General features: G+C 63.3%; 23 protein-coding genes, 1 tRNA gene and 1 pseudogene. 10 read left to right on the top strand and 15 right to left on the bottom strand.

Translation table 11 applies throughout. The features are described 5' to 3' along the window. Positions 1-5 precede the first annotated feature (5 nt). Complete coding sequence (locus tag CGK93_RS08670; RefSeq protein ID WP_089594476.1) at positions 6-1,214, bottom strand: MFS transporter; 1,209 nt, start codon at positions 1,212-1,214, stop codon at positions 6-8. 170 nt (positions 1,215-1,384) lie between these two features. Between CGK93_RS08670 and CGK93_RS08665 the strand changes: the two genes are divergently transcribed. Further along, positions 1,385-1,831: a MarR family winged helix-turn-helix transcriptional regulator gene (locus tag CGK93_RS08665; RefSeq protein ID WP_089594475.1), complete on the top strand. Its 447-nt coding sequence runs from the start codon at positions 1,385-1,387 to the stop codon at positions 1,829-1,831. A 116-nt stretch (positions 1,832-1,947) separates the two neighbouring features. Here CGK93_RS08665 and CGK93_RS08660 read toward each other — a convergent pair. From CGK93_RS08660 to CGK93_RS08615, 10 genes and pseudogenes are all read right to left on the bottom strand, one after another. Continuing rightward, positions 1,948-2,021, bottom strand: a tRNA-Pro gene (locus CGK93_RS08660). A gap of 141 nt (positions 2,022-2,162) precedes the next feature. Then, the gene (gene der / locus CGK93_RS08655; protein ID WP_089594474.1) at positions 2,163-3,713 is read right to left on the bottom strand and encodes a ribosome biogenesis GTPase Der; all 1,551 of its coding nucleotides are present in this window, start codon (positions 3,711-3,713) and stop codon (positions 2,163-2,165) included. A 10-nt stretch (positions 3,714-3,723) separates the two neighbouring features. Continuing rightward, positions 3,724-4,379: pseudogene (locus CGK93_RS08650) on the bottom strand (lysophospholipid acyltransferase family protein). A gap of 76 nt (positions 4,380-4,455) precedes the next feature. Next, positions 4,456-5,169: a (d)CMP kinase gene (gene cmk / locus CGK93_RS08645; RefSeq protein ID WP_089594473.1), complete on the bottom strand. Its 714-nt coding sequence runs from the start codon at positions 5,167-5,169 to the stop codon at positions 4,456-4,458. Further along, a complete protein-coding gene (locus tag CGK93_RS08640) occupies positions 5,169-6,275 on the bottom strand; it encodes a prephenate dehydrogenase (RefSeq protein WP_089594472.1) in 1,107 nt (368 codons plus the stop codon). The genes cmk and CGK93_RS08640 overlap by 1 nt, the downstream gene beginning before the upstream one ends. 3 nt (positions 6,276-6,278) lie before the next feature. Continuing rightward, entirely contained in the window at positions 6,279-7,490 is a 1,212-nt protein-coding gene (locus tag CGK93_RS08635; protein WP_089594471.1) for a pseudouridine synthase, read from the bottom strand. Between the two features lie 150 nt (positions 7,491-7,640). Then, a complete protein-coding gene (gene scpB / locus CGK93_RS08630; RefSeq protein ID WP_089594470.1) occupies positions 7,641-8,297 on the bottom strand; it encodes an SMC-Scp complex subunit ScpB in 657 nt (218 codons plus the stop codon). Beyond that, positions 8,290-9,204, bottom strand: a complete 915-nt coding sequence (locus CGK93_RS08625; RefSeq protein ID WP_089594469.1) for a segregation and condensation protein A — start codon at positions 9,202-9,204, stop codon at positions 8,290-8,292. The genes scpB and CGK93_RS08625 overlap by 8 nt, the downstream gene beginning before the upstream one ends. 6 nt (positions 9,205-9,210) lie before the next feature. Beyond that, positions 9,211-10,110 carry a ParA family protein gene (locus CGK93_RS08620; protein ID WP_089594468.1) on the bottom strand — a complete coding sequence of 300 codons (900 nt, stop codon included), beginning with the start codon at positions 10,108-10,110 and terminating at the stop codon, positions 9,211-9,213. 253 nt (positions 10,111-10,363) lie between these two features. Next, complete coding sequence (locus CGK93_RS08615; protein ID WP_089594467.1) at positions 10,364-11,710, bottom strand: cation:dicarboxylate symporter family transporter; 1,347 nt, start codon at positions 11,708-11,710, stop codon at positions 10,364-10,366. Between the two features lie 137 nt (positions 11,711-11,847). On the opposite strand from CGK93_RS08615, the gene CGK93_RS08610 reads away from it, so the two are divergent. From CGK93_RS08610 to CGK93_RS08575, 8 genes are all read left to right on the top strand, one after another. After that, positions 11,848-13,494: a sensor histidine kinase gene (locus tag CGK93_RS08610; protein WP_089597312.1), complete on the top strand. Its 1,647-nt coding sequence runs from the start codon at positions 11,848-11,850 to the stop codon at positions 13,492-13,494. Continuing rightward, the gene (locus CGK93_RS08605) at positions 13,491-14,204 is read left to right on the top strand and encodes a response regulator (protein WP_089594466.1); all 714 of its coding nucleotides are present in this window, start codon (positions 13,491-13,493) and stop codon (positions 14,202-14,204) included. The genes CGK93_RS08610 and CGK93_RS08605 overlap by 4 nt, the downstream gene beginning before the upstream one ends. Before the next feature lie 54 nt (positions 14,205-14,258). Next, a complete protein-coding gene (locus CGK93_RS08600; RefSeq protein WP_089594465.1) occupies positions 14,259-15,914 on the top strand; it encodes a helix-turn-helix domain-containing protein in 1,656 nt (551 codons plus the stop codon). Positions 15,915-16,047: 133 nt separating this feature from the next. Then, the gene (locus CGK93_RS08595) at positions 16,048-17,133 is read left to right on the top strand and encodes a class I SAM-dependent methyltransferase (RefSeq protein WP_089594464.1); all 1,086 of its coding nucleotides are present in this window, start codon (positions 16,048-16,050) and stop codon (positions 17,131-17,133) included. A gap of 69 nt (positions 17,134-17,202) precedes the next feature. Then, positions 17,203-17,844, top strand: a complete 642-nt coding sequence (locus CGK93_RS08590) for a GntR family transcriptional regulator (RefSeq protein WP_089594463.1) — start codon at positions 17,203-17,205, stop codon at positions 17,842-17,844. A gap of 10 nt (positions 17,845-17,854) precedes the next feature. Next, positions 17,855-19,375 carry an MmgE/PrpD family protein gene (locus CGK93_RS08585; protein WP_089594462.1) on the top strand — a complete coding sequence of 507 codons (1,521 nt, stop codon included), beginning with the start codon at positions 17,855-17,857 and terminating at the stop codon, positions 19,373-19,375. After that, the gene (gene prpB, locus CGK93_RS08580; protein WP_089594461.1) at positions 19,376-20,281 is read left to right on the top strand and encodes a methylisocitrate lyase; all 906 of its coding nucleotides are present in this window, start codon (positions 19,376-19,378) and stop codon (positions 20,279-20,281) included. A gap of 76 nt (positions 20,282-20,357) precedes the next feature. Then, positions 20,358-21,497: a bifunctional 2-methylcitrate synthase/citrate synthase gene (locus tag CGK93_RS08575; protein WP_089594460.1), complete on the top strand. Its 1,140-nt coding sequence runs from the start codon at positions 20,358-20,360 to the stop codon at positions 21,495-21,497. An 85-nt stretch (positions 21,498-21,582) separates the two neighbouring features. On the opposite strand, the gene CGK93_RS08570 is transcribed toward CGK93_RS08575, so the two are convergent. After that, positions 21,583-22,077, bottom strand: coding sequence for an 8-oxo-dGTP diphosphatase (locus CGK93_RS08570; protein ID WP_089594459.1), 495 nt, complete (start codon positions 22,075-22,077; stop codon positions 21,583-21,585). A 56-nt stretch (positions 22,078-22,133) separates the two neighbouring features. Here CGK93_RS08570 and CGK93_RS08565 point away from each other — a divergent pair, with 56 nt between their 5' ends. Then, positions 22,134-22,892 (top strand): hypothetical protein, encoded by a 759-nt coding sequence (locus tag CGK93_RS08565; protein ID WP_089594458.1) that lies wholly within the window; start codon positions 22,134-22,136, stop codon positions 22,890-22,892. Between the two features lie 48 nt (positions 22,893-22,940). Here CGK93_RS08565 and xerD read toward each other — a convergent pair whose 3' ends face one another. From xerD to CGK93_RS08550, 3 genes are read right to left on the bottom strand one after another with little or no spacing between them, the layout of a single operon-like run. Next, the gene (gene xerD, locus CGK93_RS08560) at positions 22,941-23,900 is read right to left on the bottom strand and encodes a site-specific tyrosine recombinase XerD (protein WP_089597310.1); all 960 of its coding nucleotides are present in this window, start codon (positions 23,898-23,900) and stop codon (positions 22,941-22,943) included. A gap of 2 nt (positions 23,901-23,902) precedes the next feature. Continuing rightward, positions 23,903-24,565, bottom strand: a complete 663-nt coding sequence (locus CGK93_RS08555; RefSeq protein WP_089594457.1) for an NUDIX domain-containing protein — start codon at positions 24,563-24,565, stop codon at positions 23,903-23,905. 27 nt (positions 24,566-24,592) lie between these two features. After that, a complete protein-coding gene (locus tag CGK93_RS08550; protein WP_089594456.1) occupies positions 24,593-26,338 on the bottom strand; it encodes a CTP synthase in 1,746 nt (581 codons plus the stop codon). Positions 26,339-26,395: the final 57 nt, after the last annotated feature.

Raw genomic sequence — 26,395 nt, 5'->3', positions numbered from 1 at the left:
ACACGTCAGGCGACGGTGGCCCCGCGTGGCTCGCGTTCGACGTCGGGCGTTGCAGCAACTGCCGCAACTCCCCCGCGCCTTGCGGCAGCGGCAGCAAAGACCATGACGAGCAACGCAGCGACGGTAATGCCGGCACCGGCCCAGATGGGCGAGGTGTAGCCGAGGCCAGCGGTGATGGTCACGCCGCCCAGCCACGCTCCGAGCGCGTTACCCAGGTTGAAGGCCCCGATGTTTGCGCCGGACGCCAGCGTAGGTGCAGTAGACGCGAAGTGCATGACCCGCATCTGGAGACCTGGAACTGTGGCGAACCCAAAGCCGCCCATCAGCGCAAGGGATACCAGTGTGGCGATACTGCTGGACGCTGTAAGCGCAAAGAAGACCAGCACTACGACGAGCCCGGCGAGGATGGCAATGAGTGAGGTGTCGAGGGCCTTGTCGGCAGCCTTGCCGCCCAGGAAGTTGCCAGCAAACAGGCCGCCGCCGAAGAGCACCAGGAGCCATGGCACAGCCCCGGACTCGAATCCGGATACTTCCGTCAGCGTAAACGCGATGTACGTAAAGGCACCGAACATGCCCCCGAATCCGAGAACGGTCACGGTAATCGAAAGCCACACCTGGCCGGACTTGAAGGCACCGAGTTCACTGCGCAGTCCCTTGGTGGGCTCAGTGGAAGCCTTGGGAACCATCAGTGCGATTCCCACCAGGGCGATCACACCAATGATGGTGATGGCCCAAAACGTTGAACGCCAGCCAAAGTTCTGGCCGAGCAAGGTTCCGAACGGCACCCCCAGGACATTCGCGGCGGTGAGGCCTGTGAACATGATGGCGATGGCTCCGGCTTTCTTGTGGGCCGGAACCAGGCTGGCCGCCACCACCGAACCGATGCCGAAGAAGGCGCCGTGGCAGAGCGCGGCGACAATGCGTCCCAGGAGCATTGCCGTATAGCTGTCGGCGATGGCGGACAGGAAGTTGCCCGCAATGAACAGAACGAGGAGGCCAATGAGAACAGGCTTGCGCGGCAGCCTGGTGACGGCGGCGGTGACCAGGAGGGCCCCCACCGTGACGCTGAGGGCATAGCCGGAGATGAACCAGCCGGCCGAAGCCTCGCTGACCTGGAAATCGGCGGCAACCTCGGGCAAGAGGCCCATGATCACGAATTCGGTCAGTCCGATGCCGAATCCGCCGAGGGCAAGGGCAATCAACCCTGCGGGCATGTGGAGCTCCTTAGATGGTTGGTTCCCGCGTGAAGTGGAAGTGCGCCGCCAGGAACCGTAGAATATAGTTGCAGACGCTCTATATATAGTTGCACACGCTAGATACTTGCGCAAACAACTAGTTTCCGGCGTCTCTATCTACACGACATCAAGTCAGGAGCACAGCAAACATGGGCATCAAGGATGACGCCGTAGAAGTACGGGCGCAGGGTTGGCGGACCCTTGCCGCCCTGCACGGAAGCATCGAGGCGGAACTGGAGAAGGCACTCCAGGCCTCAAGCGACCTGTCGGTAGTGGAGTACACGGTGTTGGATGCCCTGAGCCGCCAGGACGGCTGGCATATGCGGATGCAGCAACTGGCCCGCGCCACTGCCCTTTCCAGCAGTGCCACCACCCGCCTGGTCAACCGCCTGGAGGACCGCGGACTGCTCACCCGCATCCTGTGCGCCGACGACCGCCGTGGCATCTACACCGAGCTCACAGTGACCGGCCAGAAGCTGCTCGAGGACGCCAAGCCTGTACATGATGAGACGCTGGCCTCCGCCCTTGAAGCCGCCGAATCCGTGCCGGAGCTTGAACCGTTGGTGCGGGCACTCGGCGCGCTGCAGAGGGTTTAGCTTTACCCCGCCCTTCCTTCGTTTCACCCGACGCTGAACGCCGGGTGAAACGAACAAAGCCGGACACAAAAAAGGACCGGAATCCCGCGTTTCCGCGTGATTCCGGTCCTTCATTGTCGGGCTGACAGGATTTGAACCTGCGACCCCTTGACCCCCAGTCAAGTGCGCTACCAAGCTGCGCTACAGCCCGCTGGTTCCACCGTTCTCCGCCTAAGTTTTCCTCCGAAGAGTCCCACCTAAGCAGTCCGGCCGAACCACCTCCAAAAGCTTACACGAAGTTGGAGGTCGGAGACGCCATCACAGCCAATCCCGGCTGTGATGCCCGTCTCACTTAGCGCTTCTTGCCACGCTTCTCGCGGACGCGCATGTTGACCTCGATGGGCGTGCCCTCAAAGCCGAACGTCTCGCGGAGGCGACGCGTGATGAAGCGACGGTATCCGGGATCCAGGAACCCGGTGGTGAAGAGCACGAACTTCGGCGGGCGGCTGGAAGCCTGGGTGCCGAAGAGGATGCGGGGCTGCTTGCCACCCCGGACCGGGTGCGGGTGCGCAGCGACGAGCTCGCCCAGGAACGCGTTGAGGCGCCCCGTGGGGATGCGGCGGTCCCAGCTCTCCAGTGCGATGTCCAGGGCAGGAACCAGGCGGTCCTTGTGCCAGCCGGTCTTGGCGGAGATGTTGACGCGGGGCGCCCACTCAACGTGCGCCAGGTCCTGCTCGATTTCGCGTTCCAGGTAGCGGCGGCGTTCGTCGTCCAGCAGGTCCCACTTGTTGAAGGCGAGGACCAACGCACGGCCGGATTCAATGGCCAGCTGGAGGATGCGGACATCCTGCTCGCTGAGGACCTCATCGACGGCAAGAAGCACGACGGCGACCTCCGCCTTTTCGAGCGCGGCCTGCGTCCGCAGGGAAGCGTAGAAATCGGCGCCCTGGGCCATGTGCTGGCGGCGGCGGATACCTGCGGTGTCCACGAAACGCCAGGTGCGGTCGCCAAGTTCGATGAATTCGTCTACAGGGTCACGCGTGGTCCCGGCCAGCGGATCCACCACGACGCGCTCAGAGCCTGCAAGCTTGTTCAGCAGCGAGGACTTGCCAACGTTCGGGCGGCCGATCAAGGCGATACGGCGCGGACCGCCGGAGCGCTCAACGCCTTCCACCAGGGAGAACTCGGGAAGGGTATCCATGACGTGGTCCAGGAGGTCGGCAACGCCACGTCCGTGCAGTGCCGATACCGGGTACGGTTCGCCGAAGCCCAAGCCCCACAGCGTTGCCGAGTCAGCTTCCTGTGCGAAGTCGTCCACCTTGTTGGCCACCATGATGACCGGCTTCTTGCTCTTGCGCAGCATCTTCATGACGCCCTCGTCCGTGGCCGTGGCGCCAACGGCGGAATCCACCACAAAGAGAACGGCGTCAGCAAGCTCAACGGCCATCTCGGCCTGCTCGGCTACGCGGGCGTGGATGCCCTTGGCATCGTGCTCCCATCCACCGGTATCAACCAAGGTGAAGTTGCGGCCATTCCAGCGGGCCGAGTACATGACGCGGTCGCGGGTAACGCCCGGGGTGTCCTCAACAACGGCTTCGCGCCGGCCCAGGATGCGGTTGACCAACGTGGACTTGCCCACGTTCGGGCGGCCGATGATGGCCAGGACTGGGTCCAGCTTGAGGGGACCTTCATCGCCTTCGTCGCCGTACTCACCGCTGAGAAGAGCGGCATCTTCGTCGTCGAGATCGTAGTCGTCCAGGCCGGCCCGGAGGGTGGCCGCGCGGAGCTCGGCCTCGTCATCGTCCAGGGCAGCCAGGTTTTCAGCCACCTGGTCGGTGCCGGTGGGCGTGTATTCGTCGTCGCCGGCTCCGTGGAGGCCGGATTTTTGAGTCGTATCGCTCATTGCACTTTCCTTAGGGGTGGTCTGCCGGCGTCCCGGCTACTGCTGTATGGCGGTGCTGCGGAGTGGATTCTCCGGGCGCAGGATCCTGGGGAAGGCCCTGGCCTGTGGCCCGGATGGCATCCTGGACGTGGTCGGCCAGGGCTTCACGGATTTCCGCAGCCGCCCTGTCCATTGAAACACGCCCCGGTTCGCCCTTCCGGCGCTTCACCGTGATGGGTTCGCCGAAGCTCACGTGGAGCTTGCGGCGTGGTTTGGGGATATGGTCGCGGTGCTCGTCGCCCTGGCGGGTTCCGAGAATGGCGACCGGTATGACTGTTGCTCCGGAGTTGATGGCAAGCCAGGCAACCCCGTTGCTGATGTTGTCGGCTGCACCGCTCCCCGTGTGCCTTCCGGAAGAATCCCGACGCAACGGCCGTCGTCGAGCAGTTGCTTGCCGAGATGCAGGGCGGCACGATCCCCCGAACGGTCCACCGGAATCTGTCCGGAGCCCCGCAGGACAGATCCAAGGAAGCCCCTGAACATCTCTTTCTTAACGAGGATGTGCATGGGCCGCGGGGAGGCTCCGAACATCACGGGCCCATCGAGGAAGCTGATATGGTTCGCGGCGAAAATCACCGGCCCACCGGCGGGAACGTTGCCTTTGCCCGTCACGACGGTCCGGTACATGACGTGGTCCAGGAACCACCCGACGGGGCGGCTCCACACTTTGGTCCACGGAGCGGGAAGCCCGTGTCCCTTTTCCTTAGTCGCCATAGATCACCTTGCTGACAATCGCCAGGGCGGTCTCCACTGTTTCCTCGAAGTTCAGGTCCGAGGAGTCGAGCGTCACCACGCCATCAGCTGCCTGGGTGAAGTTCACCACCGTGGAGTCCTTGGCGTCACGCTGGATGACTTGGGCTGCCAACTGCTCTTTGCTCTGGGTGCCACCCAGCTGGATGCCGCGGCGTCGAAGCCGTGCTTCCTCGCTGGCGGTCAGCAGCATGCGGACCTCGGCATTGGGGACGACGACGGTAGTGATGTCGCGTCCCTCCACCACCATGCGGTGGTGGTGCTGGTCGATCAGCTCCCGTTGGCGGCGGATGAGCTCGGTGCGGGCACCGAGCGTAGTAGCAACAGCGCTGACGGACGAGGAGATCAGGGGATCCCGGATTTCGTCCGTGACGTCGGTGCCATCCACTGCCACATACTCCGTAGCGGTGCTGGTGCTGATCTCCAAAGGCATGGCCTTGGAAGCCTGCTCCACTGCTGCGCCATCCTGGAGGTCAACGCCGGTCTTGAGGCAGTACCAGGTCAGGGCCCGGTACATGGCACCCGTATCCAGGTAAGCCAGCTTCAAGCGCCGGGCAACTTCCTTGCTGACGCTGGATTTACCCGATCCGGACGGGCCGTCGATGGCAATCACCAGCGGCTTGCCCGGGCGGGCTACCGTCTCCGGTCCAAAAAATTCACGCGTCATTACTGGAGTACCCGCCATCCACGGTCAGTCAAAGCTTCAACAAGGAGGTCATGCTTGCTGGGAAGCACGGAGAGCTCCACCATGCCCACGTTTTGTCCCGACGAATGGTCGAGCCGGAGGTCTTCGAGGTTCACGCCAATCTCGCCGATCTCCGTGAGGAGGCGGGCGATCTGGCCCGGTGTGTCGTCCACCAGGATGGTGAGCCACGAGTAAGCCTGCGGAGGTCCGCCGTGCTTGCCCGGGATCCTCGCCTGCCCTGCATTGCCTTCACTGATCAACTGCGCAAGATCCAGCCGGGCGCCGGGCGCCAGCGGCTCTTCGAGCGTTCCGATCAAGCGGTTCAGGTCCTCGCGGACGCCGTGCAGGATGGAAACCACCTTCTCCGCGTTGCCGCCCAGGATCTGCACCCAAAGGGTGGGATCGCTGGCGGCGATGCGGGTGGTGTCCCGGAGCCCGTTGCCAGCCAAGGAAAGGGCATGCAGGGGTGTACCTTGCAGCCGGCTGGCCAGCAGGGAGGACATGATCTGCGGCAAATGCGATACCAGTGCCACAGCCTCATCGTGTTCGTCTGCCGTGAACTGGGAGACGATTGCCCCAAGATCCCCGGCCAGCGAACGGGCAGCCTGAAGCGCAGCATCGGAGGTTTCCCCGGACGGGCAAACAACCCACGGCATGGAGGTGAAAAGCTCTCCCCGGGCAGCAACTGGACCTGACTTCTCTCGGCCGGCCATAGGATGCGTCCCCACATAGCGGGACAGGTCCACACCACGCTCGCGCAGCTGCGCCTGAATGGTCGCTTTCACGCTCGCGATGTCAACCACGACGGCGGACGGATAGTCTGCCAGAGCCTTCTGCACGACGTCGGCTGTAACGTCCGGCGGAGCCGCGACGACTACCAGCTGGGGTTCTTCGCCCAACTCGCCCAACGGACGTCCCGCTCCGATATCCACCGCGACCGCCTGATTGGTGGGCGAAGGATCGGACAGGAAGACCGGAACTCCGCGACCGCGCAGGCCGAGGCCAATGCTGGCCCCCAGCAGGCCTGTACCGAGAACGACGACCGGGCCATCGAGATGGCCCCGGCCGTGCGTACCGAATGCCGACATGCCCTAGAGCCCTACAGATGCCAGGAGGTGTCCGACTTCCTGCCTGCCGAGGTTGCGGATGCTGCCCTGGCGCTGGTCGCCCAAGCCAATGGGACCGACCTTCACGCGGACAAGACGCTCCACCGGGAACCCGACGGCGTCAAACATACGGCGCACGATGCGGTTCTTGCCTGAGTGGAGCACAACCTCGATGAGGACGTGGCCCGGGGTGGAGTCCACCAACCGGAACGAGTCCACTGCGGCAACACCGTCTTCGAGCTCGACGCCGTTCTTCAGCTTCGCGCCCACGCCCTGCGGGAACGGGCCACGCACCTGGACGAGGTACGTCTTGGGTACCTCATAGGAAGGGTGCGTCAAGCGGTTGGCGAGTTCGCCGTCGTTCGTCAGCAGCAGCAGCCCCTCAGTGGCGACATCGAGACGGCCAACGTGGAACAGGCGTTCGCCCTTGTTCTTGTTGTTCTTCAGGAAGTCACTGATGCAGGGACGGCCTTCGGGGTCCTCCATGGTGGAGACGACGCCCTTGGGCTTGTTGAAGACCATGTAGACGAGGGTTTCGTCGAGCTGGATCCGGATGCCATCGACGTGGATCACGGCAGCCGTGGGGTCCACGCGCATACCAAGCTCGGTGGTCACTACGCCATCAACCTCGACGCGTCCCTCGAGGATCATTTCCTCACAGACGCGGCGTGAAGCCACGCCGGCTTGGGCCATGACCTTCTGCAGGCGTACGCCGTCAACATCGTGAAGGTCCGACTGCGGGACTTCCTGGCGCGGACCGCGGTTGCGGCCTGGCTTGCGGATGGGACCGAGGTTCTGGCCGAATCGTTCGCTGCCGAATGCCTTGGACCCGTACTGCCTGGCGGGCTTGGCCTTGGGCTTCAGTGCGCCCGGCGTACCGGGTGCCTTGCCAAAGCCGGGCTTGTTGGAGCCGGGCTTGCGGAAGGGCTTCGCGGGCCTGGCTGCCTGGCCACGGTCGAAGTCGCCCGCAGTTGTGGGGTTGTCAGGATCGAAAGGTGCCGCTTCGCGCGGCTTCGGAGCCTTGAAGGGGCGGCCCTCGCCCTGGGTGAAGTTGCGCTTTCCAGCGCCGGCGCTGCCGCCGCGGCCGGAGAAGCCGCCGGCGTTGGGGCGGCCTGCGCCGCCCTTGGCCTCATTGCGTCCAGAACTGTTGCGTCCCGAACTGTTACGTGGTGAACTCTGGCGTCCCGCCTGTGTCATGACCCGTCCTTGTGTAGTAATGGCCGGCTTTGCGTGCTGCAATCAACACTAGCCAGCCGGGCAGACATCGTCTGCCCCTTGTCGCTGTGCACCCTGAAGGTGCCGTGAATCCATATGAAGTTCTCTTGCAGTGCCGGGCGTGGCCTGTGGCTACATCCGGCTGGCGTCGTAGTACTCCTCAATCCCTTCCAAACCTGGAAGGTGCGGCGAAAGCTGTGGCAGTTCAGCCACTGAGCCGATGCCCATCCGCTCCAGGAAATACGAGGTTGTCCGGTACAGGACAGCCCCGGATTCGGGATCGTTTCCGGAGTCCTCGATCAAACCCCGTTGGGTGAGGGTCCGGACTACCGAATCGACGTTGACGCCGCGAATGGCAGACACCCGGGCCCTGGAGACCGGTTGCCGGTAGGCAATGACTGCCAGGGTTTCAAGCGCTGCTTGAGTGAGCCTGGAGGTCTGCCCTTCGAGCACGAACCTGCCCACGATGTCGGCGAAATCCGACCGTGAATAGATGCGCCACCCGCCGGCGACATTCCGCAATTCAAAACCCCGGGGTGCAGTGCTGGCATCGGCAAAGCCGACAGCATCCACGTCCGGGGCTTTAACAGTATAGCCGCTATACTCCCGTTGCAGGTCATGCAGCAGATCCTCGACGACGGAGACCGTCACGTTGAGTCCGGCGGCCAACTCTTCCGACGTAGCAGGCTCGTCGATGACCATGAGCACTGCCTCCAACGCTGCCCGCGCACCGCCGGGCAGCGCTTCCAGGTCCGCCAGCCCCTCCTGGGCCGTTTCCTGCTCATTCACTGCTGTTCTCTCCGTTTTCCGGCCCCACGCCAGTCTCATACTCTTCACTCAGGCTGGAACTGTCCCACGCGGCGTCCTCGCCCGTCCACCGAACAGTCAACTCCGCCAAGGGTTCCGGCTGTTCGAAAGCCACCACCCGGTCCCGGAACATTTCCAACAATGCCAGGAAGCGTGCCACGACCACCAGGGTGGTTTCTGCGTCGGCTATCAACGTCTGGAAGGACAAGGGCGCGCCCAGTTTCAGGCGGTATCCCATGATCTCGGCCTGCTCCTTGACGCTCACCGGCGGAGCGTGGAGATGGTCCAGGCCCACCTTTTCCGGAGCCGCATCCTTGGGTTTCAGCGCCTTGGCGGCAAGTTCCGCGAACTGCTCCGGGGTATGGCGCCATACGAGCTCGGGCAGCAGCGCGGCGAAATGGCCTTCCAAAGCAACCTGGCGCGGATAACGACGCGCTTCCTGTTCCAGCGTTTCGCCCAGGATCCCGGCTATCTGCTTGAAGGCCTTGTACTGCAGTAGGCGGGCGAACAGGAGGTCCCTCGCCTCGAGGAGCGCAATATCCTCGGCGTCCTCCACCTCACCGGCCGGCAGAAGGCGCGCGGCCTTGAGATCCAGCAGAGTGGCGGCGATGACCAGGAACTCGCTGGCTTCGTCAAGCGCCCAGTCCTCCCCCAGTTCCTGGAGCCGGCGGATGTACTTGATGAACTCATCGGTGACGGTGGCCAAAGCCACTTCGGTGATATCCATCTTGTGCTTGGAGATCAGGCCAAGCAGGAGATCGAACGGGCCCGTGAAGTTGGCCAGCCGTACCTCAAAGCCGGGTTTGCGGGCTTCGGAGGTACCGGCGTCGGGCGCTTCCGCAGTAGCGGCAATATCCGCTTCCGCAGCCGGAGCGAGTGAGGGTCCCACCGTCGGCTAGGGCGCGCCGCCGCGCGAGATCAGTTCCTTGGCAAGCCGGCGGTAGGCGTCGGCGCCAATGTGGTTGCCCGCATAACTGGTGATGGGCTCGGCGGCCACGGTCGCATCCGCGAACTTGATGGAGCGCTTGATGACGGTCTCGAAGACTTTGTCGCCGAAGGCTTCCACGAGGCGTGAAATCACTTCGCGGCTGTGCAGGGTGCGGGCGTCATACATGGTAGCCAGGACACCGTCCACCTGCAGCCGCGGGTTAAGGCGGTCCTGGACCTTTTCAATGGTTTCCACCAGGAGGGCCACTGCCCGCAAAGCGAAGAACTCACAGATCAGCGGAATAATGACGCCGTGCGCGGCAGTGAGTGCATTGACGGTCAGCAGCCCCAGGGACGGCTGGCAGTCGATCAGGACGACATCGTAATCGTCCTCGACGCTCTTGAGCGCGCGGTCCAATACCTGCTCGCGTGCTACCTCGTTGACGAGTTGGACTTCCGCGGCGGAGAGGTCGATGTTGGCGGGAAGAAGGTCAACGCCCTCGACGCCGGTCTGCTGGATGGCATCCCGGATGCTCACTTTGCGGTCCATCAGGACGTTGTACACGGTGAGGTCGAGCTCGTGCGGATTGGCGCCCAGACCCGCGGAGAGCGCACCCTGGGGATCAAAGTCCACCAGCAGGACACGCCGGCCGTATTCGGCGAGCGCAGCCGCGAGATTGATGGTGGAGGTGGTTTTACCCACGCCACCTTTCTGGTTGACCATGGCAATGACTCTCGCCGGGCCATGGGAAGCAAGTGGAGCAGGTTCCGGAAATTCGCGGTAAGGGCGGCCTGTCGGCCCCATGATGGCGTCTTCCAGATCGAGCTCGGTGCCTCCCAGCGTAGCTGTTCCTCGTTCGATGCTCACGTATCTAACCACTCTTTCGACGACGATCTTCCCTGCCGCTGGCCCCCAGCTACAGCGCTACTACCCACCTAGGCTACAGCGCCCGACACGGTTATTTGGGGAACTTGACTTTGTCCGGTTCCTGAGCCTTGACCCTCTAGCTGAGGTAGAAGGTTGCCTTCATTGCCGTTCCTTTGGCGGCCACATGCCGAAGGCCGGCACCTGGAGAGGTGCCGGCCTTCGTCATGATGCGATGCGTTGATCCCTGCCCGGGTTAGACGGTTGCCTTTTCGCGGGTTTCAGCTTCCGGGGCGGCCTCTTCTTCGCCGCCGTGGGCGATCATGGTCTGCTCATCGAAGGGTTCGCTGCCGGAGAGGACACGCTCCACCTGTCCGTTGTCGATTTCCTTCACCCAGGTGCCGATCAGGACGGTTGCCACTGCGTTGCCGGTGAAGTTGGTCAAGGCGCGGGCCTCGGACATGAAGCGGTCGATTCCAACGATCATGCCCACGCCGCCGAGGAGCTCCGGCTTGTGTGCCTGAAGACCTGCGGCAAGGGTTGCAAGTCCGGCTCCTGTGACACCGGCGGCACCCTTTGAAGCGATGATCATGAAGACCAACAAGGAGACCTGAGCGCCGAGATCCAGCGGGGTGCCCATGGCGTTGGCGACGAAGAGCGAAGCCATGGTCAGGTAGATCGCCGTGCCGTCAAGGTTGAAAGAGTAGCCCGTGGGAACGGTGACGCCAACTACCGGCTTGGAGACACCCAGGTGCTCCATCTTGGCGATCAGGCGGGGCAGCGCAGCTTCGGAGGAGGAAGTGGAGAAGATCAGGAGGTACTCGCGGGCCAGGTACTTCATGAGCTTGAAGATGTTGACGCCGGCCACGGCACGGAGCAGGGTGCCGAGGATGACCACGATGAACAGTGCGCAGGTGACATAGAAGGCCAGCATCAGGGTGAACATGCTGAGGATTGCCTGGGCGCCTGTGGCACCAACGACGGCGGCAATGGCACCGAACGCGCCTACCGGGGCCAGCCACATGATCATGATGAGGATGCGGAAGACCAGGCGCTGACCGTGACCGATCGCGGCGAGGATAGGGGCTCCCTGCTTGCCCATCTTCTGCAAGGCGAAACCGACCAGGATCGCGGCAAGCAGGGTAGGCAGGACCGGGATATCACCGGGAATAATGCCCAGAAGGAAGTCAACAGTGCTGTTGGTGTCCGCCTTCTTGGTGGGATCGTACGGCGTCAGCTTGAGTCCCTCACCCGGGTGGATGAGATTGCCCACCACGAGGCCGATGGCCAGGGCAAAGGTTGACATGGCCACGAAGTAAGCGAGGGCGAGGCCGCCCACCTTGCCAACGGTGGCAGCCTTGGCGATGGAGCCGATGCCCAGGACGATGGTGCAGAAAATGACCGGCGCGATCATCATCTTGATGAGCTTGATGAAGCCATCACCGAGCGGCTTGAGTGACTTGCCAACTTCGGGGAACATCAAGCCGACCACGGCGCCGAGTACTACGGCCAGGATGACCGCGATGTACAAGTAATGCGACTTGTCGAGCCCCTTGCGTCCAACTTTGGCAGCTACTGCCGACTCTCCTCGTTGAGAGGTCATGGGATTCTCCTTTGGATACTGTGTAAGGCGCTGCGGTCCTGCACTGATGTCCAATCCGCTGCCCTTGTGTGATATCCATCATTGAGCCGCTGGTGACACACATCACCGTTGCGGTCATATTGGTCATGGAGGTCCACGTGTTTCACAGCTGGAGCATCGCCCGCAGATTGTTTGTGGCAAACCTGTTGTTCGTCCTGGTCCTGACGGCGGTGTTTGGAGCCTTTTCCGTGGTGGAAGCCCGGGACAGGGCCTATGACAACGCCGGGGGTCGAATGCTGGCCGTGGCGACATCCATAGCCGACAATCCGTTGGTACTGGAAGCGGCTTCAGCTGCGGAGCCCACTACTACGCTGCAGCCCTACGCGCTGGACGTCATGGACGATGCTGATGCCGATTTCATCACCATCATGGCTCCGGACAGGACGCGCTGGACGCACCCGAGGGTTGAAGAGCTCGGCAAGCCCTACATCGGAACCATTGAGCCCGCGCTGCGGGGCGAGACGTTCACAGAGGTCACCGCGGGCACCTTGGGTCCGTCGGTCCGAACCATCGCACCGGTCAAAGCTGCCGACGGGACCGTCAAAGCCCTGGTGGCAGCGGGAGTCACCGTCCGGACAGTAGACACGGATGTGGCCGAGCGCCTGGGCGTGATCGGAGGCATAGCCCTGGTGGTGTTGAGCTTTGGCTCCGTGGCTTCGTGGCTCCTTGGACGGTATCTGAGATCGGTAACGCGGGGCTGGGGACCGGAACAGTTGGCTCAGCTCTTCGCCTACTATGAGTCGGTCCTGCACTCCGTCCGCGAGGGTGTGATCCTGATCGATAACCACGGCAAGGCGGTGATGTATAACGACCAGGCCGCCGAGTTGCTGGGCCTGCAGCCTTCCGATGCCGACCGCTCGCCTGACGATGCCCCGAAACTCGCTGATCTCCCGTTCGACGGCAGCCTGCGGGCGCTGTTCGAATCCGGCAGGCCCGCACACGACGAGATTCACCTGACCGGTTCGCGGATCCTGGTAGTGAATCAGGCCCCCGCAGTAGGGCCGGTGCCTGAGCGCAGCCGACAGAAACCCGCCGTCTACGGCACAGTGGCCACCATCCGCGACCGTACCGAGATCGAATCCCTGGGCACGGAACTCCAGACCATGAAAACCCTCTCGGATGCGCTGCGTGCGCAGACACATGAACACGCAAACCGGCTCCACATGATCGTCTCCTTACTGGAACTTGGCCGCACACCCCAGGCCTTGGACTTTGCCACCAAGGATCTTGAACTCAGCCAGCAACTCACCGACGACATGGTGGCATCGGTGGATGAGCCCGTCATGAGCGCCTTGGTGATGGGAAAGGCGGCAGAAGCCCACGAACGCGGGGTGGAGTTGGAGGTCCGGACGTCAGGGAGCTCCGGTGTCCGTGGCCTGGAGATCCAGGATCTGGTGACCATCCTCGGAAACCTGCTGGACAATGCGATTGATGCCGCGGCTGCCGGTGACTTCCCACGGAAGGTGGAGCTGGACGTGGAAGCCGGACCTGCCGCCGTCGAATTCACGGTCCGGGACTCCGGGAGCGGTATTAATCCGGAGTCCATTGATGACGTCCTGCAGTACGGCTTCAGCACGAAGTCTCCGGACAAAAACCCGCGCGGTTCCCACGGGCGCGGCGTTGGCCTGGCCCTGGTTCGCCAGGCCGTGGATCGGCTCAACGGTACGATGACCATCAGCAATCCCGGCGGAGCACAATTCCATGTAGTGCTGCCCGCGTCGGTTCCCGAGGAAGAGAAGGCATGACAGACATCCGTGTCCTGGTAGTGGAGGACGAGCCCATAGCTTCTGACGCCCACTCCGTCTACGTCGGCCGCCTGGACGGGTTTTCGCTGGTGGGCACTGCCCCTGACGGCCAGTCTGCACTGCGCATCCTTGGGGAGTTCGCTGCATCGGGGTCCCCCGTGGACTTGGTCCTGCTGGACATGAATCTGCCTGACCTTCACGGGCTCGACGTGGCCCGGCGCATGAGGTCTGCGGGAGTCTTTGCCGACATCATTGCCATCACGGCTGTCCGGGAACTGAACATCGTGCGCAGCGCCGTATCCATCGGCGTCGTGCAGTACCTCATTAAGCCCTTCACGTATGCAACGTTCTCAGACAAGCTCAGCAGCTACCGGACATTCCGTGAGCAGCTGGCCGGTTCCCTGTCCGGAATCTCCAAGTCGGGAGCCTCCCAAAGCGATGTGGACCAGGCCTTTGCCAGTCTCCGCGCTCCGACGGAACTACCGCTGCCGAAGGGCCTTTCGGGGTCCACCCTGGAAGCGGTGAAAGACCTGATGCGGGCGCGGCAGGACGCGGTTTCCGCAAGCGAAGTCATGGACGCCCTGGGCATGTCCCGCGTCACCGCGCGCCGGTATCTGGAATACCTCGCCGACGCCGGAACAGTCACCAGGGCGCCCCGGTACGGTACCCCTGGCCGGCCGGAAAACGAGTACGGCTGGAACCGCGGGTAGGCCCTCCCTTCCCTTGCGCCCCGGCGGTAAGCTGGTGGCGACTTATGGAGAACCATGTCACCACAGCAGCTCCCCGGACACCCGCTACCGCCACCGCCGCACCAGTTGGCGGAAGCCCGCGCGGCATTTGCCCGCGGAGACTGGGATGCTGCGCGTCGGACCATGGAACGTGCCGCTGAAGAATTCCCACTGAGCCTGGACGACCAGGAAATCCTGGCACGCTCCGCATGGTGGCTCGGCGACGTTCAAGGGTCCATGGCGCTGTCCGAAGACGTCTTTCGCGGCTTGGTGGCCGGTAAACAGCTCCAGGCCGCCGCTAAGTCTGCCCTGACGTTGTCCTTGCAGTGGGGAGTCCGCGGGAACATCGCCGTGTCATCTGCGTGGCTGAACCGGGCGCGGCGATTGCTGGACAGCCTTCCCGAGTCTCCGGAACACGGCTATCTGCTGTATCTGGAGGGCAACGACGCAATCTACCTCGAAGGTGATGCGGACTCTGCCCTGGCTGCTTCCGTCCAGCTGACGGCCATGAACAGCCGGCAGAAAGCTCCGGAGCTGGGAAGTTTCGCGTTGATGTTGTCCGGTCTCGCTGCCGTCCGCAATGGCCAGGCACGTCGCGGCTTTGAGGACCTCGACCAAGCTCTGCTACCCGTGATGGCCGGCCACGTGTCCGCGGAGTGGGGAGGCGATATTTACTGTTCCGTCATCCATCTCTGCTACGAATTGGCTGACTACTCACGAATGAGGGCGTGGACTGACGCTTTGGCCGCCTGGTGCGCCGGGCTGTCAACGTCCTTCATGTACTCGGGGATTGTACGTGTCCACGAACTGCAGCTGATCAGTGCTGAAGGTGGCTGGAAGCAGGCGGAGGAGGAACTGGCGCACCTCGGCGGGCGACTTCGACATGCTCATGCCTGGATCGCGGCGGACTGCTTTTGTGAACTGGGCGACATTCGGCGACGGCAAGGAAACCGGTCCGGTGCCGCGACGGCGTATGCCATGGCGCGTGCATTGGGCAGTGATGCTCAGCCAGGCTCGGCCTTGCTGCTGGCTGATGCCGGTGGGCACGATGAGGCACTCACGGACCTTCGCGCAGCGTTGGCAGACAGAGGACGCCTGGGACGGGCTTGGTTGCTGCTGCCGATCGTGGAGTTGCTTGCACCCCGGGACACTCAAGGCGCCGAGGTGTATTGCTGCGAGTTGGAAGGAACTGCTGCTTACTACGGAACGGCGGGCTTGCTTGCCTGGGCACATCATGCCCGGGGCGCTGTATTGATGGCCCAAGGTCATTGGATCCAGTCACTGCCCGAGTTCGAGGCGGCAGCTCAGGGCTACCGCTCCCAGCATCTACGTTACGAGCTGGCGCGGATCCATGAACGGATGTCATCCGTCCGGGCGGCGCTCGGCGAGTCCGGCGCGGCCGAGGCCGAGCGGTCCACTGCCGCCGCCATCCGTACACAGCTCGGCGCTGCCCCGTTTTCCATGCCGGCTCTTGACCGCGGGCCCGATGGGCTGACAGCCAGGGAAAGGGAAGTACTGGGCTGCGTGCTGTCCGGCTCCAGCAACAGGGAAATAGCTCAAACCCTCACCATCTCCGAAAAAACAGCCGGCCGTCACTTGGCGAACATTTTCACCAAGATCGGCGTCAGTTCGAGGACCGCGGCTGCCGCCTGGGCGCGCCACCACGGTATATCAGAGCGCCCCCGGGCTTAGGCCTGCATGTTCTTGCCCACGGAGAGCTGGAAAATGCATAATTTTCCGGACGCGGCAGCCACCTCGGCAGCCATACCTTGAAGTACGGACAACCGGCCGGCACAAGCCGACCCCGGATCATCAAGGACCAGCGATGAACAATACCCAGGCCGAGCAACAGGAAGCTTCCACGACGGCGGAAGCCGTCCAACAGGCCACCAGCCGGTTAATCGGAATCCTGAACGATTCTTCCATCGCCCTTTTGGTGGCCCTAGGTCACCAAACAGGCCTGTTTGAGACGCTGTCTGCCCTTCCTGCGGCGCAAAGTGGGCTCATTGCCGATGCCGCCGGCCTCAACGAGCGCTACGTCAGGGAATGGTTGGGCGGCATGACCTCGGCCGGGTTCGTGGACTACCAACCGGTCGATGGAACGTATCTCCTGCGTCCGGAATTCGTTCCTGTCCTCACCGGTGCCGGCACCGAAAATCTCGCTCGAACACTGCAGTACGTGCCGCTCATGGGAGAAGTCGCCCCGAAGATCGTCCACGCGTTCCGGGCGGGCGGCGGAACACGCTACGAGGATTACCCGCGATTCCATCACATCATGGCTTCTGAAAGCGCCGCCGTAAACGATGCATCACTGGTGGAAGCGATTATCCCCCTAACGGACTGCCTGGGGGCACTGCGCAGCGGAATTTCCGTAGCCGACATCGGTTGTGGCGAGGGCCATGCCCTGAATCTGATGGGGGCCACTTTCCCTCGCAGCACCTTTACCGGGTACGACTTCTCCCCCGAAGCGTTGGCAACCGCCACGGCGGAGGCCTCATCCTTGGGACTGACCAACGTCCGTTTCGAACTCCAGGATGTATGCCGCCTGGAAGTTCGGGAGGCGTTCCACTTGGTGACAGCCTTCGACGCTATCCACGACCAAGCCCATCCCGCAGAGGTCCTGAGGAACATCTACGCTGCCCTCAAACCGGGCGGAACCTTCCTCATGGTGGACATCAACGCTTCAAGCCGGCTTGAGGAGAACGTGCACCTCCCCTGGGCGGCGTTTCTGTACACCATCTCTACGTTCCACTGCATGGCCGTCTCCCTGGGACAGGGCGGCGAGGGCTTGGGCACGGTCTGGGGTAGGGAGCGGGCTGCGGACATGCTTCGGGATGCCGGTTTCCGGTCTGTGGAGGTGAAGGAACTGGAGGAGGACCCGTTCAATGCGTATTTCATCGCGCTGGCTTGAATGTATACACAGAGTGAATTCTTACCACCATTAGTGCCTCAACACTCCATCCATGTATACACTGAGAATATGCGCGCCAGTGATCGGGCTTACAACACCCTCCGTGAAGACATTATTGAATGGCGCCTGCGACCGGGCACGGTCCTCGCGGAAGTGGAGCAGTCCGAACGCCTCGGCGTGTCCCGCACCCCGGTCCGGGAGGCGCTGAGCCGGCTCACCGCTGAAGGATTGACGACGGCGGCAGGCGGCCGCGGCGTCGTCGTCACCAATATCTCGCTGGACAGCATCGACGAACTGTTCGAACTACGCGAAACCCTGGAAGTGAGGGCCGCCGCCCTGGCTGCCCAGCGCGGGGAACCCGGTGTCTTCGCCGAGCTGCATGCCCAACTGCTGCTGGCCCCTGAACTGCTTCGCGAGACTGATCCGGCACGGCACGAGTACTACGCCTTGGTGAGCCGCCTGGACGATGCCATTGACGCCGCGATCTCCAACTCTTACCTGGCAAATGCCATGCGCAGCCTGCGCGTCCATTTGGTCCGTGTCCGCCGCCTGGCAGCCGATGACGCATCCCGGCTTCATGCCGCAGCTGCAGAACATGCCGCGATTGCCGAGGCCATCGCCGCGGGAAATCCACGGCTGGCCGAGGCCGCCACCACAGTCCACTTGCACCGCAGCCTCACCCACGTCAAAGCCACCCACACCCCTCACTAGAAGGAGCACCATGGTCAAGAACAACCACGTCCGCGTCTACAAGTCCGAAGAGAACCTCCCGCGCGAGGAGCAGCTGGCGCACAAGATCGCCGTGGTCGCCGCGGACCCCGTCGAGGTAACCCCGGAGGTCACGGACATGGTGATCAACCGGATCATCGACAACGCCTCGGTGGCCATCGCCTCGCTGAACCGGGCACCGATCGTCGCCGCCCGGGCCCAGGCACTGACCCACGCAGCGTCCGCCAACGGCAACGGTGCCGCTGTCTTCGGTATCACGGAGCAGGTCTCCCCGGAGTGGGCCGCCTGGGCCAACGGCGTGGCCGTGCGCGAACTGGATTACCACGATACGTTCCTGGCCGCGGACTACTCCCACCCCGGGGACAACATCCCGCCGATCCTTGCCGTTGCCCAGCATGTTGGCTCCGATGGCGCCGACCTGGTCCGCGCCATCGCCACCGGCTACGAGATCCAAGTGAACCTGGTCAAGGCCATCTGCCTGCACAAGCACAAGATCGACCATGTGGCCCACCTCGGCCCTTCCGCCGCAGCCGGCATCGGCACCCTCCTGGGCCTGGACGTCGAGACGATCTTCCAGTCCGTGGGCCAGGCCCTGCACACCACCACCGCCACCCGCCAGTCGCGCAAGGGCGAAATCTCCACCTGGAAGGCCCACGCCCCGGCCTTCGCAGGCAAGATGGCCGTGGAAGCGGTGGACCGCTCCATGCGTGGGCAGACCTCCCCGGTGCCGATCTATGAAGGCGAAGACGGCGTGATCGCCTGGATGCTGGATGGCCCGGACGCCTCCTACGAGGTTCCGCTGCCCCTGCCCGGTGAAGCCAAGCGCGCCATCCTGGACACTTACACCAAGGAACACTCCGCCGAGTACCAGGCCCAGGCGTGGATCGACCTCGCCCGCAAGCTGAACCGCGAGCACCCCGAAACCACGGACCCGGCCAACGTAAAGTCTGTGCTCATCAAGACCAGCCACCACACGCACTACGTGATTGGTTCCGGCGCGAACGACCCCCAGAAGTACTCCCCCACCGCGTCCCGCGAAACCCTGGACCACTCCATTCCCTATATCTTCACCGTCGCCCTGCAGGACGGCGCCTGGCACCACGTTCACTCCTACGCCCCCGAACGCGCAGCACGCCCGGACACCGTGGAACTCTGGCACAAAGTCACCACCGTGGAAGACCCCGAATGGACCCGCCGGTACCACTCCCTGGACATCGCGGAGAAGGCCTTCGGCGGTTCCGTTGAAATTACCCTCAACGACGGCACAGTCATCACCGACGACATCGCCGTGGCCGACGCCCACCCCCTCGGTGCCCGGCCGTTCGCCCGCGAGCAATACATCAACAAGTTCCGCACCCTCGCTGCCGGACTCGTGGAGGACGCCGAAATCGAAAGGTTCCTCACCGCCGTCGAACGCGTCACCGAACTCGGCCCAGGCGAACTGGACCAACTCAACATCACCGCAGCCCCCGGCGTCATCAACCTCGAAGCAGCGCCGAAGGGACTGTTCTAAATGCTGTACTCCAAAGTCACGCCCGAACAGAAACGCATCAAGCTGCGGGAGCTGCTGGCCTCCGGGACCGTGCAGCAGTTCCCGGGCGCGTTCAACCCGCTCTCGGCACGGCTGATCGAGGAGAAGGGATTTGCCGGGGTCTACATCTCCGGCGCGGTCCTGGCCAACGACCTCGGCCTGCCCGACATCGGCCTGACCACCCTCACCGAGGTGGCCACCCGCGCCGGGCAGATCGCCCGTATGACCGACCTGCCCTCACTGGTGGACGCGGACACCGGCTTCGGTGAGCCCATGAACGTGGCCCGCACCATCCAGGAACTTGAAAACGCGGGCCTGGCCGGCTGCCACATCGAGGACCAATTCAACCCCAAACGCTGCGGCCACCTGGACGGCAAGAACGTCGTCGACATCGACACAGCCACCAAACGCATCCGCGCCGCGGCAGACGCCCGACGCGACCCGAACTTCCACATCATGGCCCGCACCGACATCCGCGCCGTCGAAGGAATCCAGGCCGCCCAGGACCGCGCCAAAGCACTCGTGGACGCCGGCGCCGACGCGATCTTCCCCGAAGCCATGCGCGATCTGAGCGAGTTCCAGGCCATCCGCGACGCCGTGGACGTGCCCATCCTGGCCAACATGACAGAGTTCGGCAAAAGCGAGCTCTTCACCGTGGACCAACTCCAAGGAGTCGGCGTGAACATGGTCATCTACCCCGTCACGCTCCTCCGCATTGCCATGGGCGCAGCAGAGCGTACTCTGGAATCGATCAGGGCTGCGGGGACCCAAGAGGCAGAAGTGGAAAACATGCTCACGCGTGCACGCCTCTACGAACTCGTCGACTACGAGGCATACAACCAATTCGATACCGGCGTTTTTAACTTCCAGGTTCCTGGCGTCCGCTAGGTACCGGATTCATCAAGGGGAACGCAGGCACTCCGGAGTCACCGGTGCGCCTGCATTATGAACGAAGGAGAGCAGCATGGCAGCTGTTGACATCAAAAAAGGCCTTGCCGGAGTCGTGGTGGACTACACCGCCGTCTCGAAGGTCAACCCGGACACCAACTCGCTGCTCTACCGCGGGTATCCGGTCCAGGAACTGGCCGCCAAATGCAGCTTCGAAGAGGTCGCGTACCTGCTGTGGAACGGCGAACTGCCCAACGACGCTGAGCTGGCTGAATTTACTGCCCGGGAACGCGCCGGCCGCGCGTTGGACCCCGTGGTCAAACAGGTTGTCGACGCCCTGCCCACCAGCGCCCACCCCATGGATGTGTGCCGCACGGCAGCGTCCGTACTCGGCGCCCGGCACGAACTGGCTGAAGATTCATCACCCGAAGCGAACATGAAGAAGGCAATCGACCTCTGGGCTGCCATGCCTTCCGTGGTTGCCTATGACCAGCGCCGACGCCGCGGCCAGGAACCCGTGGAACCGCGTGAGGACCTGGACTACTCGGCCAACTTCCTCTGGATGACGTTCGGCGAAGAACAGGTGCCCGAAGTGGTGGAGGCGTTCAACGTCTCGATGATCCTGTACGCCGAGCACTCCTTCAACGCCTCCACGTTCACCGCCCGCGTAGTCACCTCCACACTCGCTGACCTGCACTCTGCGGTGACCGCCGCGATCGGCGCTTTGAAGGGTCCGCTGCACGGTGGCGCGAACGAGGCAGTGATGCACACGTTCGATGAAATCGGCATCCGCAGCGAAGAGTCCCTTGAGGAAGCCGCCACCCGTGCCCGGGCCTGGATGGAAGACGCCCTGGCCCAGAAAAAGAAAGTCATGGGATTCGGGCATCGTGTCTACAAGCACGGCGACTCCCGCGTGCCCACCATGAAGGCCGCCCTGGACAAGATGATCGCCCACTACGGGCGCCCGGAACTCCTTGGGCTGTACAACGGCTTGGAGCAGGCCATGGACGAGGCCAAGGCCATCAAGCCCAACCTCGACTACCCGGCCGGCCCCACCTACCACCTGATGGGATTCGACACCCAGACGTTCACCCCGCTGTTCGTCGCCAGCCGCATCACCGGCTGGACCGCCCACATCATGGAACAGGTGGCCTCCAACTCCCTCATCCGTCCCCTGAGCGAATACAACGGGCCCGAAGAACGGCACGTTCCCTAACGTTTCGGGATAGTCCAAGAAACGTACGACGCCGGGCCGGTCACCGAAAGGCGACCGGCCCGGCGTCGTTCTTTTTACGTTCTTGCTACGGCTGCTCCACCCAATCAATGGTGTGGACGTCAGCCACATTTTCGTTATCTGCTGCCAAAGCCACCCGCACGGCAATGCGCTGGCCGGCAATCATGGCCGGCAGCCAGTGTTCGGCGTCGGCCCACATCCGGTCCACGGGGAGTTGCCTCACCGGGAACCATGCGGGGGCGATTTCGTCGCTTTCCGAAGGTTCCCCCTCCCACGTACGGGTCAGGAACACGGTGGTGGCCATGTTCCACTCCGGCCTTGCCGGAAAAACAAAATCAACAGTGCCCGCCGGAATCAGGTCCTCCGCAGCAACCACCACGTTGATTTCCTCCATGACCTCCCGGCACGCGGCCTGGGAGGCGGTCTCCCCCGGCTCCACGTGCCCACCGACTCCCACTACCTTGCCCCTGCCGAAGCCGGTCTTCTTGGTGCCGAGGAGGACGTGCCCGCCGTCCGCGCCGTCGCGGAGGAGGAAGCACAGGGTCACATGGGCTGCAGTCATGCTGCCTACCTTAACCTGATCTCCCCTGCCACTGCCGCCATTGCTACAGTGAGCCCATGACTGAAGGTGGGGGTAACCGGCCGGCCAATGTGGCCGCCGTCGACGACGCTGCAGCTCCTCCGTCCGTCGAGGGAAGCGCGGCTGCCGAAACAGCCACAAAAGCCACGCCCGAACGGGACCTATGGCTACCCCGTTGGCTGGTGGCACACCCCCTCTATGCAGGATGGGCCTGGACCGTGGTGTGGGCCGGGCTGATTGTTCTGGACGAAGTAGTGGACCTGGCCGGATGGACCTGGTACCTCCTGGTCCTCGTGGCAGCACTGCCCACGTTGATCTCAACGCTGGTGGTGCTCCATGCCACGCCCCGCAGCCATCTCAGGGCAGTGGACGCAACAGTACTGGGTCACTTTTTTGTACGGTTCCTGGCGCTCGTGGCGGCGTTCATGGTGTGGGCCGCCTCAGTGGTGATGAGCGCTTCCATCTCAACCACCGTCCAAACCGTGATTGGCGACTCCGAAAAGGAAGTTACGGCGTTGGGCTTCAACCTCATGCTGGCTGCCGTTCCACTGGTGCTCTCCATCCTCTGGATGGCCTTCATTGTGCGGTGTGCGTGGTTCCTTCGGCGGTTGCGCGGCTGGCGGCAGGTGCCGGTGAAGACCCGGGTCCCCAAGAAGTTCCTCAAGGGACGACCCCGGCTCAAGCGCGTTGTGGTGGGCCTGGCACATCCGGGGCTCCTGCTGGTGGCAGGCCTGGGGACGTCGCTGTTGGCGCTGTTCGTGGACGCCGTGGAGCTGACGCTGAACGTGCTCGGGTAGTTCGCCGAACGCGCTCCTGGCCCGGCGCCCCTGTTAGCCCAGCGCCCCTTAGCCCAGCGCCCTCGGGTGCGCCGCCGCATAGACCTCGCGCAAGGTGTCTGCGGTGACCAACGTGTAAACCTGAGTGGTGGTCACCGAGGCATGCCCCAGCAGTTCCTGCACCACCCTGACGTCAGCTCCGCCTTCCAGCAGATGGGTGGCGAAGGAGTGGCGGAGTGTGTGCGGCGAAACGTCCTTGGTGATGTTGGCTTTCTCAGCCGCCGCTTTGAGGATGGTCCAGGCGCTCTGCCTGCTGATCCGGCCTCCGCGGGCGTTGAGGAACAGCGCCGGGGTGCCCTTGCCTTTGGATGCCAGCAGCGGCCTGCCTCGGACAATATAAGCTCCGACGGCGCGGGCTCCGTAGGAGCCGAGGGGCACCAACCGCTCTTTGGAACCCTTGCCGAACAACCTGACGATCGCGGGATCGCCACCTGTGTCTTCGAGGGAGATATCATCCACGTCCAACCCGACAGCTTCGCTGATACGGGCACCGGTGGAGTAGAGGAATTCCAGGAGAGCACGGTCCCTGAGTCCTGTGGGCGAATCGGCTCCCGCAGCCTCCAGGATCCGTGTGACCTCGCCGACGCTGATGGCCTTGGGAAGCCGTTTGCCCGGCATGGGCGGGTGGACATCGCTGGCGGGGTCCGCCGTCGTGGTTCCCTCAAGGGCCCAGAATTTGTGAAGTCCGCGGACCGCCACCACGGTTCGCGCAGCGGAGCGGACACCCAGCACAGCGGCGCCATCGCTTCCATCGGACAGCGCCTGGGCGAAGGCGGTCACGTGATGCCGGGTGATGTCGCCAGGCCGCTCCACGCCCTGGTTCGTGAGGAAGTTGGAGTACCGCGCCAAATCCCTGCGGTACGCCGCGAGGGTGTTGGCTGCCAGGCCGCGCTCCACACCCACATGCTGCAGGTAGTCCGTTACTGCACGGTCAATGCCAGTGGGGGTTCTGGTGGCGGCCTCGGCCATGCTCAGCGCTGGCTCGGGTGAGCCGGCCACGGCGCATTGGCGGGACGAAGCCCAGTGAACCCATCTGCTTTCGCAGCTGCGGCCGCCAGGATGCCCAGCACTGCCGACGGATTGTGCAGGCGGCCTTCCAGCACTGCCTTCACGGCGTCATCGAGCGGCACCCAGTGGAGTTCAATTTCGGCCTCTTCATCGGTGCGGACGTGCCGGTCCGCCATGGGAACGTCACTGATGCCACGCGCCAAATAGATCCGGACTGCTTCGCTGGACGAACCGGGCGAGTTGAAGAAGTCCACCAGGACGTTCCACGTAGCCGCGACCAAGTCGGCTTCCTCCGCCAACTCCCGGGCCGCCCCCACCACGAAGTCTTCGCCCTCGACGTCCAACAGGCCCGCCGGGATCTCCCACAGGTCCATGCCCACCGGATGCCGGTATTGCTTCAGCAGCAGGATCTCGCCGTCCACGTTCATGGGGAGCACCGCTACTGCGCCAGGGTGGTCAATGTAGTCACGAACAAGGGTGTCCGTGCCATCGCTGAGTTGGAACGAGTCGCTGACAACGTCCCAAATACGGCCTTCGTAGACCTTGCTGGTAGACAAAAGACGGCGCGGGCTCGGCATGTCCGAAACCTGCCTTGATGTGCGGGGGGTTTCAGAAATACCGGGCATCGCGCCGTCCTTCGTTAGTACTTGCGTTTACTTGGCAGCTACCGCGCGGGCACCGGTCTTGGTGGCCACGGGGGCACCTTCGCGACGCTCCAAGGCAGCCTTGACCAGACCTGCGAACAGCGGGTGAGGGCGCGTGGGGCGCGAGCTGAGCTCCGGGTGCGCCTGCGTTGCCACATAGTACGGGTGGACCTCGCGGGGAAGTTCCACGTACTCCACCAGCTTGCCGTCAGGAGAAGTACCGGAGAACACCAGGCCTTCTGCTGCGATCTGGTCGCGGTACTTGTTGTTGACCTCGTAGCGGTGACGGTGGCGTTCGCTGACCGTGGTGGTGCCGTACGTCTCGGCGATGACTGAGCCCTCGTCAAGCTTGGCTTCGTACAGGCCCAGGCGCATGGTGCCGCCGAGGTCTCCCTTGCCTTCCACGATGTCCAACTGCTCTTCCATGGTGGCGATGACCGGGTACTTGGAGTCGGGTTCAAACTCGCTGGAGGAGGCACCTTCGAGGCCAACCACGTTGCGGGCGTACTCGATCACCATGCACTGCAGGCCCAGGCACAGGCCAAGGACCGGGAGTTTGGATTCACGGGCGAACTTCAAAGCGCCGAGCTTGCCTTCGAGGCCGCGGATACCAAAGCCACCCGGAACGCAGATGGCGTCCACACCGGCCAAGGCCTTGGTGGCACCGGCATGGGTTTCACACTCGTCGGAGGGAACCCAACGAATTTTGACCTTGGCTTCGTTGGCAAAACCGCCGGCACGAAGGGCCTCGGTGACCGAGAGGTACGCATCCGGGAGGTCGATGTACTTGCCCACCAGGGCAACCTCGACCTCATGTTTGGGGTTGTGCACTGCTTCGAGCAGCTTGTCCCACTTGCTCCAGTCAACGTCCTTGAACGGCAGGTCAAGGGCGCGGACGATGTAGGAGTCCAGGCCCTGTGAGTGCAGGGTCTTGGGAATGTCGTAGATGCTGGGGGCATCAGCTGCGTTGACTACGGCGTCGATGTCAACGTCGCACATACGGCCGATTTTCTCGCGCATGGCGTCCGGCACTTCGCGGTCTGAGCGGATCACGATCGCTTCAGGCTGGATGCCGATGGAGCGAAGGGCTGCCACGGAGTGCTGCGTCGGCTTGGTCTTCAGTTCCTGGGACGGTCCGATGTAGGGAACCAGCGAAACGTGCAGGAAGAAGACGTTGTTGCGGCCAACATCCTGACGGACCTGGCGGGCTGACTCCAGGAACGGCTGCGATTCGATATCGCCCACCGTGCCACCGATTTCGGTGATGATGACGTCCGGAGCGTTCTTGCCCTCGGCAGGCAGGCGCATGCGGCGCTTGATTTCATCGGTGATGTGGGGAATGACCTGAACGGTGTCTCCGAGGTATTCGCCGCGACGTTCCTTGGCGATGACGGTGGAGTAGATCTGGCCCGTTGTGACGTTGGCCGAACCTTCAAGGTTTTCATCGAGGAAGCGCTCGTAGTGTCCGATGTCGAGGTCAGTTTCGGCACCGTCGTCCGTCACGAATACTTCGCCGTGCTGGAAGGGGTTCATCGTGCCCGGATCCACATTCAAGTAGGGATCGAGCTTCTGCATAGTTACAGACAAACCGCGTGCCCGCAGCAGGTGACCGAGGCTGGAAGCCGTCAGACCCTTACCGAGCGAGGACGCCACACCACCGGTGACGAAGATGTGTTTGGTCGTCTTGGACGAGCCCGGGAACCGGGAATTTACACGGGAATTTGATCGCTGCACCACGGAATTCGAGCTTATCATCAATTACGCCTTCCAAGCGTCTGTTCGGATTCCCCAAATGGTCAATAGTTGCTCACC

This window comes from Arthrobacter sp. YN, from assembly GCF_002224285.1.
GTDB lineage: Bacteria > Actinomycetota > Actinomycetes > Actinomycetales > Micrococcaceae > Arthrobacter.
This window is presented reverse-complemented; position numbering and strand designations above follow the sequence as displayed.

Coding starts and splice junctions, on each gene's coding strand:
- xerD (WP_089597310.1), bottom strand. CDS start 23,900: ATGGCCGAGGCCGCCACCAGAACCCCCACTGGCATTGACCGTGCAGTA.
- CGK93_RS08635 (WP_089594471.1), bottom strand. CDS start 7,490: ATGACACAGGCGGGACGCCAGAGTTCACCACGTAACAGTTCGGGACGC.
- CGK93_RS08550 (WP_089594456.1), bottom strand. CDS start 26,338: ATGATAAGCTCGAATTCCGTGGTGCAGCGATCAAATTCCCGTGTAAAT.
- der (WP_089594474.1), bottom strand. CDS start 3,713: ATGAGCGATACGACTCAAAAATCCGGCCTCCACGGAGCCGGCGACGAC.
- cmk (WP_089594473.1), bottom strand. CDS start 5,169: ATGACGCGTGAATTTTTTGGACCGGAGACGGTAGCCCGCCCGGGCAAG.
- CGK93_RS08640 (WP_089594472.1), bottom strand. CDS start 6,275: ATGTCGGCATTCGGTACGCACGGCCGGGGCCATCTCGATGGCCCGGTC.
- CGK93_RS08590 (WP_089594463.1), top strand. CDS start 17,203: ATGCGCGCCAGTGATCGGGCTTACAACACCCTCCGTGAAGACATTATT.
- CGK93_RS08595 (WP_089594464.1), top strand. CDS start 16,048: ATGAACAATACCCAGGCCGAGCAACAGGAAGCTTCCACGACGGCGGAA.
- CGK93_RS08565 (WP_089594458.1), top strand. CDS start 22,134: ATGACTGAAGGTGGGGGTAACCGGCCGGCCAATGTGGCCGCCGTCGAC.
- CGK93_RS08585 (WP_089594462.1), top strand. CDS start 17,855: ATGGTCAAGAACAACCACGTCCGCGTCTACAAGTCCGAAGAGAACCTC.
- CGK93_RS08600 (WP_089594465.1), top strand. CDS start 14,259: ATGTCACCACAGCAGCTCCCCGGACACCCGCTACCGCCACCGCCGCAC.
- CGK93_RS08615 (WP_089594467.1), bottom strand. CDS start 11,710: ATGACCTCTCAACGAGGAGAGTCGGCAGTAGCTGCCAAAGTTGGACGC.
- prpB (WP_089594461.1), top strand. CDS start 19,376: ATGCTGTACTCCAAAGTCACGCCCGAACAGAAACGCATCAAGCTGCGG.
- CGK93_RS08575 (WP_089594460.1), top strand. CDS start 20,358: ATGGCAGCTGTTGACATCAAAAAAGGCCTTGCCGGAGTCGTGGTGGAC.
- CGK93_RS08665 (WP_089594475.1), top strand. CDS start 1,385: ATGGGCATCAAGGATGACGCCGTAGAAGTACGGGCGCAGGGTTGGCGG.
- CGK93_RS08670 (WP_089594476.1), bottom strand. CDS start 1,214: ATGCCCGCAGGGTTGATTGCCCTTGCCCTCGGCGGATTCGGCATCGGA.
- CGK93_RS08555 (WP_089594457.1), bottom strand. CDS start 24,565: ATGCCCGGTATTTCTGAAACCCCCCGCACATCAAGGCAGGTTTCGGAC.
- CGK93_RS08605 (WP_089594466.1), top strand. CDS start 13,491: ATGACAGACATCCGTGTCCTGGTAGTGGAGGACGAGCCCATAGCTTCT.
- CGK93_RS08570 (WP_089594459.1), bottom strand. CDS start 22,077: ATGACTGCAGCCCATGTGACCCTGTGCTTCCTCCTCCGCGACGGCGCG.